Origin of the sequence: Clostridium sp. (assembly GCF_036642255.1) — a bacterium.
Classification (GTDB): Bacteria; Bacillota; Clostridia; order Clostridiales; family Clostridiaceae; genus Clostridium_J.
The window spans coordinates 22,334-40,754 of record NZ_JAVWDJ010000021.1 but is presented as its reverse complement, the minus strand read 5'-3'; the positions used below and the strand labels follow the sequence as shown (position 1 = coordinate 40,754).

Sequence of the window (18,421 nt, the reverse complement as noted above, 5' to 3'; positions counted from 1 at the left end):
ATAAGTCTCATAGCCATATCAATGTTTAAAGCAGCCAATGTGAAAGTTTCGATAGATTTATCATCTTAAGACGTTCTTAAGCTATTGTAATAATAGAAGGGGTGAAATCATGGTTATAAAAGTAGTGAAATTTAATGAATACAAGGAAGCAGCAGAAGTTAAAGCAATCTTTATGTTTGAATCTAAAGAGGATTTTCATATGAAATTTGAAGATGAGACTATTAACGATGCAATTTCTTTTGTAATTGAAAGTAAAGAGTTCACTGGGAAAAAGGGAGAATTATATACTGCAAATTTACTTAGAAAACAGGCTCCAAGCAAAGTGATTTTAATAGGAGAGGGTAAAGGGGAAGAACTTACACTAGAAACTATTAGAAAAAACACTGGAAAGCTAATAAAAGAGTGTATAAAACTTAAGGCATCATCATTAGAAATCAATATGCCAGCTCTTAGAAGATACTTCGATATGGAAGGAGCAGTAAAAGCTATAAGTGAAGCTATAATCATGGCAACATATGCTTTTGATAGCTATAAGAGTGATAAAAAGCCAGTAGACTTAAATACTGTGACCTTATTATGCTGTAGTCAGTGTGATGTGAATGGATTAGAAGAAGCGATAAAAGAAGGAATAGCACTAGGTGAAGGAAATTTAATAGCAAGAAAATTAGTTAATGAACCAGCTAATGTTTTAACTCCAGCACAGCTTGCTGTTAGAGCAGAAAAGATTGGTGAAGATTACGGATTTGAAGTTAAGGTGTATGGTAAAGAGGAAATAACTAAGTTAGGCATGGAAGCATATGTGGCAGTAGCCAAGGGTTCAGCAAATGAACCAAAGTTAATTGTAATGAAATATACAGGGGATAGTGAAAATCAAGAAGAGGTATTTGGACTTGTAGGAAAAGGACTAACTTTTGATACTGGTGGATATTGTATAAAACCTGCTCTAGGCATGGTAGATATGAAAACAGATATGGGTGGAGCTGGTGCAGTTATCGGAGCTATGAGCATCATAGCTAAAATGAAGCTTAGGAAAAATGTAGTAGCTGTGGTAGCTGCCTGTGAGAATATGATATCAGGAGAAGCATATAGACCAGGAGATATAATAGGATCCATGGCAGGAAAAACTATAGAAGTGCTAAACACTGATGCTGAGGGAAGATTAACCTTAGCTGATGCAGTAACTTATATCATTAGAAATGAAAAGGCAACAAGGGTTGTGGATATTGCAACCTTAACAGGAGCAGTGGTAACAGCTCTTGGAAATGTAACTACTGGAGTTTTAACAAATCATGATAAATTCTATGCAGATTTAGAAGAGGCGTCAAAAGAAGTAGGAGAAAAGGTTTGGAGATTACCAACCTTTGATGAATATAAAGAACAGATCAAAGGAGATATGGCAGATCTTAAAAATATTGGAGGGCCAAGAGCAGGAAGTATTACTGCAGGATTGTTCATTGGTGAATTTGTAGAAGGCAAGCCTTGGCTACATCTTGATATAGCAGGAACTTCAGCTTCTGAAAAACCAGTTACTGAATATCATTCTAGCGGTGCAACTGGAGTCGGAGCAAGGCTATTATATACTTTAGTTAAAAAATCTTAAATTGAAACTTAGGGAGTAAATTTTTGAATAATATATAGGAAAACAGGCTATTTTAAAAGATAAGTACAGAGCTTTTAAAATAGTCTTTTGCTATTTCTATAAAATATGTGGTAAACTAGTCAAGACTGTTTAGAAGATAAGCTTATGGTATAATATATAAAATATAGAGACAGAAATTTAATATAAAAAATTCTCTGGAAATATAATTTGTTCCTTATCTATAGGATTTAAAGTTCAAGATAGAAAATTTATAGATTTGGCATATGAAATAAAATAATAAGTGAAAGTTATGGAGGCATTTTGTAATCACAAACATGCTTCTGAGGGAAAGGAAACAACTTCTATTGATAGCTCAGTTATCAATAGGTAATAGATTTTATTGACCCAGTATTCCTCAAAATATACTAGAACAATCACAAGTTATTTTTGAAGATGCCTTAATTAGAAAGTAGGAGAAACTTAAATGAAAAATATAAAACTAACAATGCAATATGACGGAACGCGATATAAGGGCTGGCAAAAACAAAAGGAAGAAGATAATACTATTCAAGGAAAACTAGAAGCTCTTCTTAGTAAAATGACAGAGGAAACTATTAAAGTAAATGGTTGTGGAAGAACTGATGCGGGAGTGCATGCACTTGAATACATAGCAAACTTTACTACAGAGGCAGATTTAACCCCAGAGTATATATTAGATTATTGTTATAGCTATCTACCAGGAGATATTCAAGTAACTTCGGTAGAGGAAGTTCCAATGAAGTTTCATGCAAGATATAATGCTAAAGGAAAGACATATGTTTATAGAATATATAATAACAAATATAGAGATGTATTTAACCTTAAGCATTGTATACATGTAGAGGCTCCGCTTAATATTAATAAAATGAAGGAAGCTACTAAATATCTTATAGGAACTCATGATTTTCAAAGCTTTACTACATTAAAATCAAAGACAAAGTCCACAGTTAGAACTGTAGATTCTATAGAGTTTAAAAAAGACGGTGACTATATAGATGTAAGTTATACTGGAGATGGATTTTTAATGAATATGGTGAGAATAATCACTGGTACTCTAATAGAAGTAGGACTAGGAATTATAACTCCTGAAGAAGTAGAAGTTATAAGAGATAAGAAGGAAAGAAAATATGCAAAAGCAGTAGCAGAAGCTAAAGGACTTTTCCTTAAGGAAGTGTACTACAAATAATAAATAAACTTAAAATTAGTTTAACATAAAAAGAAGTAGAGTGAACCTCTACTTCTTTTTATGTTACAATATTCCTTCTTCTTTTAATATATCCTCAATTTCTTGCATTTTCCTAGAAAGTTCTAAGAAGTTTTCCTTAATTATGTTGTCTGAAATGGAGTTTTCTTTAAGAGATTTTTCTAATTCCTCAATAGTTAATAAAGCGTCATCAATATCTTTCTGAGCTAATTTTAAGTTCTGTTCTTTCATATGGTTCTCCTTTATATTTACAAATTTAATTTTATAGCATGATTAAGTTTTAATATTAGTAGTGCTTAGAGAGTTTAGATCTCAACCTGACAATTATAAAATAAATTTTAAATGAAACCTTCTGATATTAATTAGAGTTTCATTAAAATTTAGTATTCACTAAAAATGGTAATTCAATTTATTAATTATTTATTATATAAAGTGAAATATTGCTTCTACATCACAACAACATTCTTAAGCAATTTATATAAAAGAGAATGCAAAATAGAATTATAGGTTAATGTAGTTTCCTAATTACATTTCATATATTAAATTTTCAATTAAACATGGACTGTTAAATTGTTTCATATATTATAATGTAACATTGAAGCTTATTTAATTCAATAAAAAACATTGTTATATAATTAAGTAATGTCCTGAAATATAAAAATAAAAACCTCTAGCGATGAAACTAGAGGTTTTTTCTATGGTAAACTTTTTTATTTTTCCTTTTCATAATACCTCACTAACTAAAATTGCTAATGAAAAGAATAGAAGGAATACATGTTGCTATTACTGCCATTATTTTGTTCAGACAGCTTGCGGCAGTGAACCACATAAGTTTCTCCAGTGACTAAATCAAGTACCTGAGCAATATCATTTTGAGTATCCACACTACTGATCCATACCTCATGATTATTATAAAATACAGAGGTGTTACTAGCTGAACTTTTAATTTCCATAGTTCTAGTTGATTCCATAGATTAAGTCTCCTCCTTGTTTACTTTTATGATTTCCATGTTTTATTTCTTTATGTAATAAGTTTTTAATCTAATTTCCTACTTAGCCTATATTTAGCTTAAACTCTGTTGTAAATTCAAATATCCCTACCATAGCAAAAATTAATTCAACTTTTATTTATCTAATTACATTAAAAGTCTTCTCTAAACATAGCAAAAATATATCTGTTAATTAATTAAGGAATTTTTTTAAAATTAAAATAATAAGTATGTCCTACTCATATATATATTATAGCCAGTGCAAAAGTGTGCAAGAATTAATTGAAAAACTTGCAAAAAGTATTAAAATATTCAGTTTGTAAGGAGAGTTTTGAATGATAAATGTAATATGGTTTCTTATCTTAATAATAGGGATAGGTTATGGCGTTTTTAATGGGAATGGGGAAGTTGTATCTAAGGCTATAATAAATTCCACTTCCTCAACTGTAGAGCTAATTATAGGATTAGTGGGAATGATGTGTCTTTGGTGTGGTGTGATGAAAATAGCAGAAAGAAGTGGACTAACTGATAAACTTGCAAAAGTATTAAAACCAATACTAAAACTTATATTTAAAGAAGCTGGTAAGGATGAAAGAGCTTTAGGTGCAATTGTAATGAATTTAACAGCCAACATGTTTGGATTATCCAATGCAGCAACTCCTTTTGGAATTAAAGCTATGGAAGAAATGGATAGATTAAATAGAAATAAAGATGTAGCTAGTAATGACATGGTATTATTTTTAGTTTTAAATGCCGCTTGCATACAATTTGTGCCCACTACTGTTATATCTATAAGAGCCGCTTTAAATTCTCAAAATCCGGGAGCTATAATATTTGCAGCTCTATGTACAACTACTATTGCATCAATAATTGGAGTAACTCTTTGTAAACTTGTGCAAAAGCATTTTTAATATAAATTATATTTTCATGATTTAATAGTATTGTAAAAAACCAATACCTCATGTTTTTAGCAATTAAACAAACTTAAAGTTTTTATCAAGGCTGAGATGAATCAGTAATTATAGTGCAAACCTAATCACTTTCTAAAATATAAGAAAAAGGAGAGAATCATGTTAGGAAATATATTTCAATATATAGTAAAAGCTATAATTCCCATAATAATTGGTGGAGTTGTAATTTATGGGGTAAGAAAAAGAGTTAAGGTATATGAGTGTTTTGTGGAAGGAGCCAAGGAGGGAATAAACATATGTGTAAGGATATTTCCATATCTTTTAGCAATGCTTCTTGCAGTGAATTGCTTCAGGGCTTCTGGTGCTATGGAATATCTTATAAATCTTATAAAGCCTTTAGTTAAAATTGTAGGAATTCCACCGGAAGTAGTGCCCTTAATATTTATAAAACCCCTTTCAGGAAGTGGGGCCCTCGGAGTATATACGGATGTGGTGAAGCAATTTGGGCCAGATTCTTACATTGGAACAGCAGCTTCCATAATCATGGGATCTACTGAAACTATATTTTATACTGTTACTGTATATTTTGGGGCTATAGGAATAAAGAAAATACGCCATAGCATTTGGATAGCATTATTGGTAGACTTTTGCGCAGTATTAATTGCTATTAACCTTGCAAAGTTTATATTATATTAAAATAGGGTTATCTCAAAAAGTATTGTTATACAAAAAGTGTTGAAATAACCTTCAATATTATTACTTATGGAATATTTTTCTTTTTAGAATAGAGATTTTAGATATACATTGAAAAAGGGATGTCTCATATAGCATATTTTGCATTATGAGACATCCCTTATATTCTAAAACTCATTTAATACAATTTTTTTAAATTGCTTTTTAAAGAAGATAAATAGTAGTAATCCATCTAAAGTCCATTGGATTACACAGATAACCCAAAAATAAACCACAGACAATTTAAGTAAATATATAAAGTAGAAGACCAAGGGAAGTCGAATAAACCATGAGGTAATTACTGCCACAAGAAATGGTGTTTTAGTATCACCTGCACCTTTTAAGGCTCCACCCATAACCATAGAAACTGCCATGGTAGGTTGTTCTAAAGCAGCAACCATAAGACAACTAGCACCAAGAGCAATGACCTTAGTTTCTTTACTATCTATAAATAACTTAATTAATTGGGTAGGTATAGTTAAAAATAATACTGCAAAAACAAGCATAATCACCACACTTAAAAATGTACAAGCATAGGCATATTCCTTTGCTTTTTTATAATTTTTTTCTCCAACCTTATTGCCAACTAATGTAGTGGCTGCCACTGCAAAACCCCACCCTGGCATAAATGAAATAGATTCAAGGGTTAGAGTGATTTGATTTGCTGCAAAAGCAGTGGTACCAAGGTACATAATCATAAAAGTAGTAGCAAGTCTACTTATACCGTAGGCTCCTTCTTGAAGGGAGGCTGGAATTGATAGTTTAAATAGAATTCTTATTTTTGAAATACTTAAATTTATTATATATTTTAGCCTAACTTTTATAAGGGATTTTTTATAGGTGTAAGTAGCACTATATAAAAATGCTAATACATGGGATATGGCAGTAGCTATAGCTGCACCCTTAATACCAAGCTCAGGAAACCCGAATAATCCAAAAATCAAAACTGCATCTAAACCAAGATTAATGAAAACCGCAATAAAAGAGGTAATAAGTGGCGTTTTTGTATTTCCATAAGCCCGTTGTATTGCTGAAAGTATACTTGCCATCATATTAAAAGAAAGACCAATGCAAACAATATTAATATAAGTGAGACTAAGAGCGATAACTTCTGGCTGTGCTCCAGCTAGGTTTAAGAAGTTTTCAGCAAATATATAAATTACTAAAGTAGTTATAATACTTATTAATGTTCCAATAGCAAAGCCAAAGCTTGCGTACTCCTCAGCAATGTTAAATTCCTTTGCACCATATCTTCTAGCAACTATTGAAGTGATAGCTACTGCAATACCTTGCGCTATTAGAATGTTGGAGAAAGTATAAAGAATTTCACTAGATATACCTACAGTACTTACAGCAAGTTCACCACCGTATTTTCCCACCATAATTGTATCTATAACCCAGATCATCATATAAAGAATCATTTCACCAACAGCTGGTAATGCTAAAGATAATACATCTTTAATTATTGTTTTATTTAAAAAAGTTTTGTTTTTAAGCAGTTCCATATAGACCTCCAATTTCATACACGTAAACATAAATTCATTATATCAAAATATTGGAAATTAGAAAATATAACTAACGTAAATTTTTTAGTATGCTATTTTTATTTTGATAATGTTGAAATGTTGAAACAATTTAAAAATTACCATATAATAGTATAAATGTTAATAAAAATAAGAATAAGAATCATTGCAATAAAGCTACTTGATTTTTAATGATATTTTGGAAGGTTAATTAGCCCATATTCTTCAGGTGGGAGTCTTGTGCTAAAAATTAAACTTTAGTGTGAGTAAAATCTCCTTCCAAAGTCATTGAACGAAATGAACTTATGTATTATTTAAAAGCTGGGTAAAGTGGGGGAATAGGTATGAGAGAATTTACAACAAAAGATTTTAAGAAAATAGAAGAACGTATACTAGAAGATGAATGGAAAGGGCCAAGCCTTACATATTGGGAAAGCGTGAAAATAGCCTTATTTAAAAATAAGTTTGCCGTCTTTACTATAATAGTATTACTAAGCATTATTGCTATGGCCATAGTCTATCCAATGGTTGCGGATCGTTCTTTTTTAGAGCAGAACCGGGAATTGAAAAATCTAGAACCATCATTAAGTCATTTCTTTGGCACAGATGAATTGGGAAGAGAAATATTTTCGGGAGTATGGCAGGGGGGAAGAGTTTCCTTAATTTTAGGTATCATAATAGCTTTTATAAATTTAACCATAGGAATGATTTATGGAGGAATATGTAGTTACTATGGAGGGCTTATCGATGATATTCTCATGAGAGTAATTGAAATTTTAATGAATATACCACTATTAGTTGTAGTGGTACTTATGAACTTAATTTTAGGTAGATCTATAGTGACCTTTGTAGTTGCTATGAGTATAAGCGGCTGGTGTAACATAGCCGTACTGATAAGGGGGCAATTCATTCAACAAAAAGAACAGGAATATATTTTAGCAGCAAAGGCCCTCGGAGCAAGTACTTCTAGAATAATAAGTAAGCACTTAATGAGAAATATAATAAGTATTGCAATTGTTACTATAACCCTAGAAATACCAAATGTAATATTAATAGAAAGTGTTTTAAGCTTTATAGGCTTTGGAAGCTCAATTTTAAGTTGGGGAAAATTATTTTATGGAGCTGGATTTTCATTACACTTTTATCCATATCAAGTGTTCTTGCCAGCCCTTATAATATCAATAACTATAATATGCTTTAATATCTTAGGAGATGCCTTAAGGGATGCATTTAATCCACATGAGGTTGTACTAAGAAAATGATTGGGGATAAGATTATGAAAATAAACAAGGTTTTTTATGGAGTTATGGCTATCATCCTTCTTATAATTTTGGGTTATCATTACAAATTAAACTATAATTCATCAATACAGCCACCATCAGAAAAGTGGGCAAAAGAGGTTCTAATTGCTGAAGGCAATATTAAAGGGTTCTCCTCTATAACTAAATATAATGATAACTATATAGTAGCTTTTAATGAAGGGGAGAATATTAAAGTAATTTCAGTAGATAGTGTAGGGAAGGTTATAAAACAGGTTTCTCTTTCTACAAATACAGAGTTTCCGCAAAATATTAATGTGTTTGAAAATGACGGGAAAATTCTTTTGTCCTATTTTGTAATAGGGTCAGAAAGTGGTGAGTTACAGATTGTGGCCCTTGATGAGAACCTAAGTACACTTGATAACACAGTAATTCAAGGACCTAAAGACTATATTAAGGTTAATGATAATGTGTTAGGTGCGGTATACAAAGAAAAAATTGATTTGATAAATTTAAGTGAAAATAAAGTTACGACTGTAGAAACTGGAGGGGATACAGCTTTGGTCTCTTCAGTTGAATATGGGAATAAATACTGCATAATTTATTCGAATATCTTTGGAAATTTGAACTATTTTTTCATGGAAGATGGAGTAATCTCAGATATGAAATCTGCAGGTGGCATTAGTGAATATAGCAAAGTAAAGTTTAGAAGTATGATATCCATAATTGACAAAGATATCGTTACAAATTTAATTGAATATGTATTCAACAGTGATTATATAGGGTATAAATACATATCGTTTTCCCTTGAAAGTGGTGAAGCTATAGGTCGTGGAGAGTTTCCTATAAAATTTGAAGGTGTAGAAAAGGGATATATATATAATGGATCAGGAATCAGTATTGCAACTCCAGCGCCTTATAAGGATGAAAGTGGAAAGTTACTAATTAGTACAGCTAGGGATGTGGCTAAGGGAAAAAGTCAGACAGATATCTTAGAAATGAAGATTGAAAATAAACTTGGAGTAATGATGGATACAGTATCTAGAACAAAGTCAGTATCAATAAATCCAGCTGTTTATAAGGATACCTTAGTGTTTCTTGATCCAATAAAAAAAGACTACGGAAAACTGTACATTACATCTACAAGAAATGATTTTAAAGAATATAATAATAAAATTAGAAATGACGAGAAGGTACAGGCACTAATAGAAAATATTGAAGGATTACTGTTTTCTTTTGCCTATGTGGTAACTTACGGAATGATTTGGATAATACCAGCTATTTCATTGTTTAGTATACTGTCTTTGTTAGAATATAGGTATTCCTATACAGTGAGAAAGAGCATATTTATAATAGCGTATATGTTAACAACCATACTAAAAATCTTTGTAGTAAGAAATTTATCCTTTGTAAGATTTCAGTCATTTATTCCAACCCATTTTACTTTTACCATAGGAATGGCAGCCATGAGCATTATTAGTTTGGTTTGCTTATTATATGGATATGTCAATTATAAAGATGATTTAGAAAAGAATGTAATGGCACTTAGTTATTCCAAGCCTATTTTTATTGATAGTTTTCTAACCTTAGCTTTATTTGTTGGATTTCTTAAATAAGGATTTGACGACATTTTGGAAGAATAATACTTCTAACCTATTTAGGTAGGAGTCTTAGGCTAAAAATTAAACTTTGATGTAACAAAATTCTTTTGTTCACAAAGGTACTTTGTTCAGTTAAATATCCTTCCAAATCCCCTTACCAAAATGAACTTGTTCATTATTTAATAATATTTTATATTGACATAATTTTTCCTTTGTCATATCATAATAATAAATATAAGTTGCATATAAGTTTTTTATGTGATTAAAAATCTAGCAACCTAAGCTTTTAAATGAAATAAAAGATGTTAGGTACGAGAATAAGTTTAAACTTATTTTCATATGATATAAGAATAATTAAAATTAATGCTATGAAGAGAAGAGTATTAAGGGAAGTTTTCTACAGAGAGCTGGGGTAGGTGAAAGCCAGTGAAAATAAAGCTTAAGAACATGGCCTCGGAGCAGATTTTCTGAAAAATGAACTTGGTTAAAATAAACTTGTTCAAGATGAATTTATTCATCCGTTTAAGGAAATACGGTGGCAACCGATATATTGCAGGGTGATAAAAGCTAAGGCGGAGTCACTTGCTGAGTTACTTATTGTGAAATAAGTATAAAATAGAGTGGTAACACGTATATTACGTCTCTATGTGGAAATATTTCCACATAGGGGCTTTTTTATTTTGAACAAATAAATTTGTTATAAATAAATTTATTTACAATATAATTTTGCAATTAAAAACCATTAGAATAGAGGAGGAAGAAAATATGAGTAAGAAACCATATTATATCACTACACCAATTTATTACCCATCTGCAAAACTTCATATAGGAAATACCTATACTACAGTAGCTGCAGATGCTATAGCAAGATTTAAAAGATTTACAGGTCATGATGTAATGTTCTTAACAGGAACTGATGAGCATGGTCAGAAACTTCAAAGAATTGCAGAGGAAAAAGGCGTTACTCCAAAAGCATACGTAGATGAAATTGTTGCTGGAATTAAAGATCTTTGGGAGCTTATGGATATAAAATACGATAAATTCATAAGAACTACTGATGATTACCATATTAGTGCTGTACAAAAGATATTTACAAAGCTTTATGAGCAAGGAGATATTTACAAAAGTTCCTATGAGGGTCTTTACTGTACACCATGTGAAGCTTTTTGGACTGAAACTCAGCTTAAAGATGGAAAGTGCCCAGATTGCGGAAGACCTGTAGAGAAAGCAAAAGAAGAAGCTTACTTCTTTAAAATGTCAAAATATGCAGATAGACTTCTGCAGCATATAGAAAGTCATCCTGAATTTATTCAACCAGAATCAAGAAAAAATGAAATGGTTAATAACTTCTTAAAACCAGGACTACAAGATTTGTGTGTATCTAGAACCTCTTTTAATTGGGGAATACCAGTTGAGTTTGATAAAGGTCATGTAATTTATGTTTGGATAGATGCGCTTTCTAACTATATTACAGCTCTTGGCTACAACAGTGATAATACTGAACTTTATAATAAATATTGGCCAGCAGATGTTCATTTAATCGGAAAAGACATTTTAAGATTCCACACAATTTATTGGCCAATTATGTTAATGGCTTTAGAATTAGAACTTCCAAAACAGATTTTTGGTCATGGATGGCTTTTAGTGGATGGAGGCAAAATGTCAAAATCCCTAGGAAATGTAGTTGATCCAGTGGTGTTAGTAGAGCACTTTGGAGTAGATGCGGTAAGATATTTCTTGCTACATGAAATTCCATTTGGTTCCGATGGCCTATTTAATAATGAAATTTTCATTAAGAAAACAAATTCAGATCTTGCTAATGATCTTGGAAACTTGGTTTCAAGAACTGTAACTATGATTGAAAAGTATTTTGACGGAGTTATCCCTGCACCAGATATAAAAGAACCAGTAGATAATGAACTTATAGAACTAGCTCTTAAGATCCCAGGTAAGGTACAAAAAGAAATAGATAATCTTAAGGTATCTGACGCCTTAGATCATATCTGGACGCTAATTAGAAGAACTAATAAGTATATAGACGAAACTACTCCTTGGGTGCTTGGAAAAGATGAAAGTAAAAAGGGAAGACTTGCAACGGTGCTATATAACCTTGCTGAATCCTTAAGAATAACATCAGCTTTAGTAGCGTCTTTCTTACCATCTACTAGCTCAAAGATTAATAGTCAATTAGCTATAGATATAACTTCATGGGATAGCTTGGCTTCTTTTGATGGAACTAAAGCAGGTACTAAAGTTAAAAAAGGTGAAGTAATGTTCCCAAGAATAGATGTAGATGCGAAAATTGAAGAGTTAAATAAGTTATCAGAAGCTCAAAAAGAACCTGAAAGAGCTCCAATGACACCTATTAAAGAAGAAATCACTATAGATGATTTTGATAAAATAGATTTAAGAGTAGTAAAAGTTTTAGAGTGCGAACCAGTAAAAAAAGCTAAAAAACTTTTAAAACTTAAAGTAGACTTAGGGGGAGAAATCCGTCAAGTAGTTTCTGGGGTAGCAGAGCACTATAAGCCAGAAGAGTTAATAGGCAAAAATGTAATATTAGTTGCAAACTTAAAGCCTGTAACTCTAAGAGGAGAATTGTCACAAGGAATGATACTTTATGGATCTACAGATGATGATAGTGTACTTTTAGCTACAAATCCAGGGGATTTACCAACAGGATCAATCGTAAAATAATAATTAATTAGGTAGTCATCAAAATAATAGATGAAAAATGGCAGAAAATTGTGCAAGGAAACAAAATAATAGGTTATGTTCATGTGATAGGATGGGAAAAGACTAGTTGTCCTATTTAACATGTTTTATAGAAAGAAAAGCTTTAAGATAGTTCTTAGGGCTTTTCTTCTTTTTATTAAAAAATCCATTTTAAGAGAGTATAAATTAAAAAATAATGGTAATAATTTAATTAGATGTTCAAATTAAAGGATATCTTAACATCCCCCATACTAAACCAACTCTATATTAGATTATAGAGTGAATTTATCCCCCAAGGCTATAAGAGATGATCCCCCTCTTATAGCTATTTTTTTATGTAATTCATTTTTCTATTCTTAAAATATACAGGTATTAAATTAACACTATCAGCAATGTAGAAGCCTTTATCTAAATTCGAACCTATGGAAACCAAAGTGTGAGCATCAGAACCAAGAGTAACATATTTTCCACCTAAATCCTTATATCTCTTGAAAATTTTCGTAAGGTTATTAAAAGCGGTGATATTGCTAAGTCTACGGGTATTAATTTCCATGGCAATATCATTATTAATACATAGTTTTAAAACTTCATCGATATAATCACAATAATCTTCATAGTAAATTTCTTTATCCTCTAAAGGATAGTATCTAGAGATAAAATCAATATGCCCCAAGGTATCTATATAGCTGTGAGTTTTTAAAGAATGAATAATTTCTAAGAAGTAATCTCTAAATAAATCTTCCTTAATTCTTCCTTCATAAAGAGCACCCTCATATATGTCAAAGCCATGGAGAAAGTGCTGAGAGCCTATTATCTCATCAAAGTTATAATTATCTACTATTAATTTATTTTCATTTTCATATTTTGTGTCCATACCTAGTTCAATGCCTAAAAGCAATGAGGAACTTCTATATGGCTCATAGGTTTCAAAAAAGCGTTTTATATCAAAAACAAATTTATCTTTCTCCGGGTAATTTAAGTCCATATGATCAGTAATGATTAATCCAATATTTAAACTCTTAGCTCTTTGAATTGCATCTTTAATATTCATTTTTGAGTCTGTTGAAAAACTAGTATGGATATGGGTATCAAATATCATAAACTCAGCAACCTTTCAAAATATTTCTTTGTATTTTTAATAATAGGCATTCCATCATAAGCATTTGGCAAATAAATTTAGGGAGAGCAAATTTACATAAAGTAAGTTTTGGGGAAAAGAGGATTAATCCTAAATTTATTAGACAAGTTATGGCCTCAAACAAAGTTATTATACCAATAAAAGAAGAATTTTAGTGAATAAATTTTCCATAAAGGTTGAAATCTTAAATAAGTAGTTCTATAATTTTTCAGTATAGAAATTAATATTTATAAGAATCTTTTAATTACATAGCATTCCTAAAGGATAATTATCCTCGCTCCATTACGGTTGAGATTTCAGAAGAGGTAAGCATTGGCAGGAATAAAATCTCCTTGCAAAATTCTTGAAGAAGTTGAAATTTAACATTATTAAAGACGTATAACTATATTTATTAGGAAAAAGGGAGGAAAAATATGAAGTATTTAATTGGTGCTTTAGTTGGAGCAGTTATTGGCTATATAACTAACTGGCTTGCCATAAAAATGTTATTTAGACCATACGAAGAAAAGAAAATATTTGGAATTAAAATTCCTTTTACACCAGGTCTTATTCCTAAAGAGAGAAAAAGAATAGCTAAAAGTGTAGGGGAAGCTATAGGATCCCACCTATTAACAAAGGAAACCATCCTAAGCTCCTTATGTAGTGAAAAAATTAATAATTCACTTTCATCTTGGGTAGAAAAAGAGATAAAAAAATTAGAACATAGTGAATCTACTGTAGAAGAAAACTTAAAGGTACTTCTAAATGGACATTATGAGGAAATAAGTGAAGATGTTAGAGAAAACATATATGATTTCATAACAGAAGGTGTAAAAAGTAAGGAGTTTAAAGAGGAAGTTGCCTTACTTTTACATAAAGAAATAAAAGGGATGCTAAGTATTTCCCCTGGGAGTATATTGTCCACTGAAAAATATGGGCAAATAAAAAAGTTTTTGGTTGAGGGTATAGGTAAAAATCTTAATAGCAATGCTACTAAAGAAAACGTATCAAAACTATTGCTAAATAAGTTAGAAGAAATGAAGGAAAATCAGGTAACTTTGGAAGAAATAATTCCTCCAAGTGTAGTAGGAAATGTGAAAGTTTATATGTACAATAAACGTTATGAAATAGGGGCATATATTCAAAGTGCCTTGAAGGAAGAAAAGTATGAAAACAAACTAAAAGAGATAATAGGTAATGTAGTGTCAACGCAAATGAACCCGATGATAGCTATGTTTGTTAACTCAGATACTATATATAACAAAATAGTAGATGGGGTTTCTCAGATGCTTGATAATGAGGAGAATCTAGTAGATTTAGTTTTAATATTAAATGAGGTTCTATCTAAAGTTATACAAACTAAGGTTGCTGATATATCGGAAAATATTCCAGTAGAAGGAACTACTTTAATAGGAGAAAAGTTGTGGGAAGTACTAGTAAAAAATGTAGAAGAAAGTAATGTAATAGAAGAATTTATAAAAACTGTGGAAGCTAACATAACGGAAAATAAAACCTTGGAAGACCTATTAGATACGCTAAATCTAAAAGCCGAGGACACTATTGTTACGTATATAACAGATAAAATAAATGGGCTTCTTCAAGGTAATAATGTTAAAGGTGCTATTAAAACCTTTATAAATTCTGCATTAGAGAGAGTTTTAAATACAAGAATGAAAGAGTTGTTTGGAAAAGACGGAAGAGATGTATCAATGAAGCTTTCTTCCATAACTTTATCTTTATACAACTCCTTTATAGAAAATAAAGCCTCCGACTTTATTGAAATTTTTGATATAGCTAAGGTAGTTGAGGAAAAGATAAATGAATTTGAAGTAACCTATGCAGAGGAGATAATTTTAGAAATTGCAAATAAAGAGCTTAATGCAATTACTTGGCTAGGTGCTGTTTTAGGTGGAGCATTAGGGGTACTATCTCCAATACTTTCATCGTTTTATTAAGACAAAACCAGTTATTCTTTCAGAATAACAAGAAGCTACTATGGTTAAATCAAAAAATATATAAATGAATAATTGAAGTGTTAGAAAGAGATAGCTTATATAACCAACCGCATTTACTTATATAAACTATGTGGTGAAAATTAAAAGATATAGATTTATGACTATGAATTTTAACCATGGAAAGGGTTGTAAAAGGGGAATATTGACGATTTGTATATGTAGATTATTGGCAAAATTGAATAAAAACTAAAAAGATGGACATAAATCATAAGGAATTGATGTAAAATTATGGTTTATGTCCATTATAAGTTATAATGAATATATAGAAGAAGTCGTTGGGAATAGAAAACAAAATAATGAAGTTAAAAAAGGAGAAAACCATGATTTTTGATTCACACGCACATTATGATGATAGTCAATTTGATGAAGATAGGGAAGTCGTTTTAAAAACCATAAAGGAAAAGGGTGTAATAGGAGTTTTAAATTGTGGGTCGGATTTAAAGAGTTTGAAGGCCACGGTGGAAATGGTTGAGCAATATGAGTTTATTTATGGGGCTCTAGGTATTCATCCAGAATATGCGAATTTCATAGATGAAGATCTCTTAGAAAGATTAAAAGAACTATGTAAGAATCCTAAAATAGTAGCTATTGGAGAAATAGGATTAGATTATTATTGGGAAGAAAATCCTTCAAGAGATATTCAAAAAGAAGCCTTTAGAAAGCAAATGCAACTAGCAAGAGAGCTTAATTTACCAGTAGTAATTCACGATAGAGAAGCTCATCAAGATACATTGGAAATTATGAAGGAATTTGGTGATGTTAAGGGTGTAGTACACTGCTTTTCAGGTAGTGTAGAGTTTGCTAGAGAATGCTTAAAGTTAGGATATTACATTGGAATCACAGGGGTTGTTACTTTTAAAAATGCTAAGGTAATTAAGGAAGTAGTTAAAGCTGTACCTATAGATAAACTTTTAGTAGAAACAGATTGTCCGTATATGGCACCAACTCCTTTTAGGGGGAAGAGGAACCAATCAGACTTCATAACATACATAATGGAGGAAATAGCAGCTTTGAAAAATATAACTAGACAAGAAGTTGAGAGTGAAATGGTAAAAAATACAAAAAACTTGCTAAATTTAAATTAATCTATTATAATACTATCTAATGGTAATAAATTACAAAAATTAGTATGGTAATGTTATATAAAATTTGTGTTTTGTACTATCATGCGTTAATAAGGGTAAGAAGTTTAATGTTGAAATGAAGCAATGAAAACCTATAGAAATATAGATATTTTATTAATTAGGAATATTAATTATATCTTGGAATATACATTAAAATAAAAATCACTTCAACTCCACCCTGAAATGACTGATATACATCAAAAACGGAATTATTTGTAAATTATAATTCTATGCATAAGATGCATTTAGTACAGTCAATTCATTGATTAGAGTGCTAAATTTGACAGGTACACTGTTGTAATATATAATTTCTTAGTACTCTTGTCTTAGGGAGGTAATCTTTATGATAAATATTGCTAAAGATAAATTGAAGAATTATTTTTCAATTTGGCCAAAAACATTGTTTGTTGTAGCATTAGTTTTAATGTGTGCAACAGTGACAATTTTTAACTTAAGAAAAAATATAACAATAGTTATAGATGGAGAAAAAACAGAAATAACTACCTTATCAAAGAACCTAAATACTGTTCTTGATAATAATGGTATAGTTATTAAGGACAAAGATAAGATTTCTATGACAGTAGACAGTGAAGTTAAAGACGGAGATGTTATATATGTTAGCAAGGCTGTGGAACTTGAAGTGAATGTAGATGGACAAAATTTGGAAATTTCTTCTGCAGAAAAAACTGTTCAGGAATTATTAGAAGCTGAAAAAATAGCTTTAAATGCAGAGGATAAAATTGTGCCAGCATTAGAAGAGCCACTACAAAGTGGTATGAAAATCGAAATAACAAGAGTAAAAAGAGAAGTTATAAATGAAACCCAACAAATTGCTTTCGAAACAGAAGTTAGAAAGAATAGCGACATGGTTCAAGGAACTGAGAAAGTAATCCAAGATGGTGCCGAGGGTGAAAAAGTAATCACAACAGAGATTGTGTATGAAGATGGCAAAGAAATCAACCGAAAAGTGGTTGAAGAGAAGGTTGAGAAAAGTCCAATTAAGAAAATTATTGATATTGGAACCTTAGGAGTATTAAGACCATCTCGTGGAGGAGAAGTCCTTTATACAGAAAAAATGGTATTTTCGTCAACAGCATATACTGCAGATCGTGGAGATGCTAGTGACAGAACTGCCACAGGTACAAAATGTAGACGTGACCCTAATGGTTATAGCACTGTAGCCGTAGATCCAAGAGTGATTCCGCTTGGTAGTAAGATATATATAGAAGGCTATGGATTAGCCATAGCAGAAGATACAGGTGGTGCTATAAAAGGTAAAATAATAGATGTATATTTTAATACCTATTCAGAAATGATGAATTGGGGTAGAAGAAAAATTAATGTTTATATTTTAAAATAGGAGATTATTCTCCTATTTTTCATTTTGTTACGGCTATCTAAATTGTATATCTATATGAAAAAACTCATAACCTACATTTATATGAGCCATCTTCAAAAATAACAAGTCAGTAGGATAACAATTGTAGAAAATATTATATAGGCAGTTTATTAGAAAAATAGAAGCTAATAATTGGGTAGCTATCATTGGAATCTGTTTTCTTGTGACACAAGTAACTTTGTGAGCACAAGCAGCCTTATAAGTACAATGGTGT

14 protein-coding genes and 1 other annotated feature are annotated in these 18,421 nt (G+C 30.8%); of the genes, 10 read left to right on the top strand and 4 right to left on the bottom strand.

Features of this window, described 5'->3' with window-relative positions; translation table 11 throughout:
* Positions 1–109: 109 nt before the first annotated feature.
* The gene (locus RR409_RS12465) at positions 110–1,600 is read left to right on the top strand and encodes a leucyl aminopeptidase (protein ID WP_332558091.1); all 1,491 of its coding nucleotides are present in this window, start codon (positions 110–112) and stop codon (positions 1,598–1,600) included.
* A 463-nt stretch (positions 1,601–2,063) separates the two neighbouring features.
* Complete coding sequence (gene truA, locus RR409_RS12460) at positions 2,064–2,804, top strand: tRNA pseudouridine(38-40) synthase TruA (protein WP_332558090.1); 741 nt, start codon at positions 2,064–2,066, stop codon at positions 2,802–2,804.
* 63 nt (positions 2,805–2,867) lie between these two features.
* Here the strand turns inward: truA and RR409_RS12455 are convergent, their stop codons facing one another.
* Together RR409_RS12455 and RR409_RS12450 are read right to left on the bottom strand one after the other, a co-directional pair.
* A complete protein-coding gene (locus tag RR409_RS12455; RefSeq protein ID WP_332558089.1) occupies positions 2,868–3,053 on the bottom strand; it encodes a hypothetical protein in 186 nt (61 codons plus the stop codon).
* A gap of 518 nt (positions 3,054–3,571) precedes the next feature.
* On the bottom strand, positions 3,572–3,793 hold the full coding sequence (locus RR409_RS12450) for a small, acid-soluble spore protein, H family (RefSeq protein ID WP_332558088.1): 222 nt from the start codon (positions 3,791–3,793) through the stop codon (positions 3,572–3,574).
* A 353-nt stretch (positions 3,794–4,146) separates the two neighbouring features.
* Between RR409_RS12450 and RR409_RS12445 the strand changes: the two genes are divergently transcribed.
* Entirely contained in the window at positions 4,147–4,722 is a 576-nt protein-coding gene (locus RR409_RS12445) for a nucleoside recognition domain-containing protein (RefSeq protein WP_332558087.1), read from the top strand.
* Between the two features lie 159 nt (positions 4,723–4,881).
* Positions 4,882–5,418: a spore maturation protein gene (locus tag RR409_RS12440; RefSeq protein WP_332558086.1), complete on the top strand. Its 537-nt coding sequence runs from the start codon at positions 4,882–4,884 to the stop codon at positions 5,416–5,418.
* Between the two features lie 164 nt (positions 5,419–5,582).
* Here the strand turns inward: RR409_RS12440 and RR409_RS12435 are convergent, their stop codons facing one another.
* Entirely contained in the window at positions 5,583–6,959 is a 1,377-nt protein-coding gene (locus RR409_RS12435) for an MATE family efflux transporter (RefSeq protein WP_332558085.1), read from the bottom strand.
* 362 nt (positions 6,960–7,321) lie between these two features.
* Between RR409_RS12435 and RR409_RS12430 the strand changes: the two genes are divergently transcribed.
* From RR409_RS12430 to metG, 3 genes are all read left to right on the top strand, one after another.
* Positions 7,322–8,239: an ABC transporter permease gene (locus tag RR409_RS12430; RefSeq protein ID WP_332558084.1), complete on the top strand. Its 918-nt coding sequence runs from the start codon at positions 7,322–7,324 to the stop codon at positions 8,237–8,239.
* Between the two features lie 14 nt (positions 8,240–8,253).
* Positions 8,254–9,852, top strand: a complete 1,599-nt coding sequence (locus RR409_RS12425; RefSeq protein WP_332558083.1) for a hypothetical protein — start codon at positions 8,254–8,256, stop codon at positions 9,850–9,852.
* A 344-nt stretch (positions 9,853–10,196) separates the two neighbouring features.
* Positions 10,197–10,485, top strand: a binding site (T-box leader).
* A 117-nt stretch (positions 10,486–10,602) separates the two neighbouring features.
* Positions 10,603–12,534 carry a methionine--tRNA ligase gene (gene metG / locus RR409_RS12420; RefSeq protein ID WP_332558082.1) on the top strand — a complete coding sequence of 644 codons (1,932 nt, stop codon included), beginning with the start codon at positions 10,603–10,605 and terminating at the stop codon, positions 12,532–12,534.
* A gap of 343 nt (positions 12,535–12,877) precedes the next feature.
* On the opposite strand, the gene RR409_RS12415 is transcribed toward metG, so the two are convergent.
* A complete protein-coding gene (locus tag RR409_RS12415; protein ID WP_332558081.1) occupies positions 12,878–13,651 on the bottom strand; it encodes a histidinol phosphate phosphatase in 774 nt (257 codons plus the stop codon).
* Positions 13,652–14,103: 452 nt separating this feature from the next.
* On the opposite strand from RR409_RS12415, the gene RR409_RS12410 reads away from it, so the two are divergent.
* The 3 genes from RR409_RS12410 to RR409_RS12400 all read left to right on the top strand — a co-directional run bounded on the left by RR409_RS12410 (position 14,104) and on the right by RR409_RS12400 (position 18,168).
* Entirely contained in the window at positions 14,104–15,624 is a 1,521-nt protein-coding gene (locus tag RR409_RS12410) for a DUF445 family protein (RefSeq protein WP_332558080.1), read from the top strand.
* 380 nt (positions 15,625–16,004) lie between these two features.
* Positions 16,005–16,769 (top strand): TatD family hydrolase, encoded by a 765-nt coding sequence (locus RR409_RS12405; RefSeq protein ID WP_332558079.1) that lies wholly within the window; start codon positions 16,005–16,007, stop codon positions 16,767–16,769.
* Positions 16,770–17,151: 382 nt separating this feature from the next.
* Positions 17,152–18,168 (top strand): 3D domain-containing protein, encoded by a 1,017-nt coding sequence (locus RR409_RS12400; protein WP_332558078.1) that lies wholly within the window; start codon positions 17,152–17,154, stop codon positions 18,166–18,168.
* Positions 18,169–18,421 lie beyond the last annotated feature (253 nt).